1 protein-coding gene is annotated in these 1,821 nt (G+C 38.0%); it reads right to left on the bottom strand.

The window, feature by feature from the left end:
• Positions 1-1,652, bottom strand: a 1,652-nt coding sequence (parC, locus tag ACFIL8_RS03295) for a DNA topoisomerase IV subunit A (RefSeq protein WP_375688902.1), incomplete at its 3' end; no start/stop codon positions are given.
• Between the last annotated feature and the right edge of the window lie 169 nt (positions 1,653-1,821).

Here is a 1,821-nt window from a genome sequence, read left to right as displayed (position 1 = left end):
GCTAACTTTAAACTGTCTCCTTCTTTAAAAGAAAGTGCTTTATAATCGTTCAAGTGTCCCTTCAAAGCACGCATCCACCCCTTTTCAGAAATAACAATAGTAATCGGTTCTTTTTCGATCATTGCTTGTTGAATATCATCAAGATCATGTCTTGGTGCCTCTTCAAACGTCGTACGTCTTTTCCCCAAGAGTGTTTCAGGCCCAAAAGTGTTTCGAACTTTTTTGATTTCTTCTGAAATTATTTTCCACTGTTTTATAGGAGAAGCTAACAAATTCTGTAGCTTTTCTTTTTCAGCTTTCAAACTTTCAAATTCTTTACGAATTTCAAATTCCTCAAGCTTACGCAAAGAACGCAAGCGCATATTAAGAATAGCTTCAGCTTGATTTTCTGTTAATTCAAACCGATTAATCAGCTTCTTTTTCGGTTCATCCTCTTCACGAATAATCTGAATGACCTCATCGAGATTTAAATAGGCAATAAGATATCCATGAAGAATTTCCAATCGGCTATCAATTTGATCAAGCCGATAATGAGAGCGACGAATAAGCACTTCTTGACGATGTTCAAGCCATTGCTGCAAACTTTCTCGCAAAGAAAGGACATTGGGTATTTTTCCCAAAGACAAAACATTCAGATTAAGGGGAAATCTTACTTCAAAGTCAGTCAATTTAAAAAGAGACTCCATAAGGAGCTCCGGATCAACCGACCGATTTTTAGGAACCAGCACGATTCTGATATCTTCTGCTGATTCATCTTGGATATCCTCAAGCATTGGCAATCGGCGTGCAAGCAATAACTCTGCTGTTTTTTCAATAAGACGTGACTTTTGAATCTGATAGGGAATTTCAGTTACAACAATCACATAAGAACCACGGCTACCAGATTCCTGATGCCAACGTGAACGCAAGCGAAAGAATCCACGCCCAACACGATAGGATTCCTCAATACTTTTTTTAGGTTCAACTAAAATTCCCCCCGTCGGAAAATCAGGACCAAGAACAAATTGATTTAATTCCTCATCATTTACATCGGGATGCGCAATCAAATGGAGTGCTGCATCACAGAGCTCCGCAACATTATGGGGTGGAATAGATGTTGCCATACCAACAGCAATACCAGAAGAACCATTTGCTAAAAGATTAGGGAAAGCTCCTGGTAAAACAACAGGCTCTTCATCTTCCTCATTATAAGTCAAACGAAAATCAATAGCATTTTCATTAATTCCTTCAAGCAACAATGCAGCCACTTCAGTCATGCGTGCTTCTGTATAACGCATAGCAGCAGCATTATCACCATCAATATTACCAAAATTGCCTTGCCCATCAACCAACGGATAACGAACAGCAAAACTTTGAGCCAAGCGCACCAAGGCATCATAAATAGACGCATCCCCATGAGGATGAAATTTTCCCATGACATCACCAACAATCCGCGCACATTTCGCATAAGACTGTCCAGGATTTAGTTTGAGAAGACGCATCGCATGAACAATCCGCCGGTGGACCGGTTTCAATCCATCACGTACATCAGGCAATGCACGGTGTGTAATCGTAGAAAGTGCATAAGCCAAATAACGTTCCTGTAAAGCAGAACGTAATTCTATTGGTTCAATATGTTCTTTATCAAAAGGTAAATTCATTTTATCAGACATAGTATTAAAACAACAATTCCCACAATAATAAGAAATTATCTTATAGGATTTATTTAGTGAAATCTTCTATGAGTCGACTTTTTTATTAAAAGTCAATTACATAAAAACAAACGCTGCAATTAGAACATGAACAGAAAATTATATCAATTTGAAAAATTTATACATGTCC

Source organism: Bartonella sp. AP57NXGY (genome assembly GCF_042195805.1).
Lineage (GTDB): Bacteria > Pseudomonadota > Alphaproteobacteria > Rhizobiales > Rhizobiaceae > Bartonella.
This window is presented reverse-complemented; position numbering and strand designations above follow the sequence as displayed.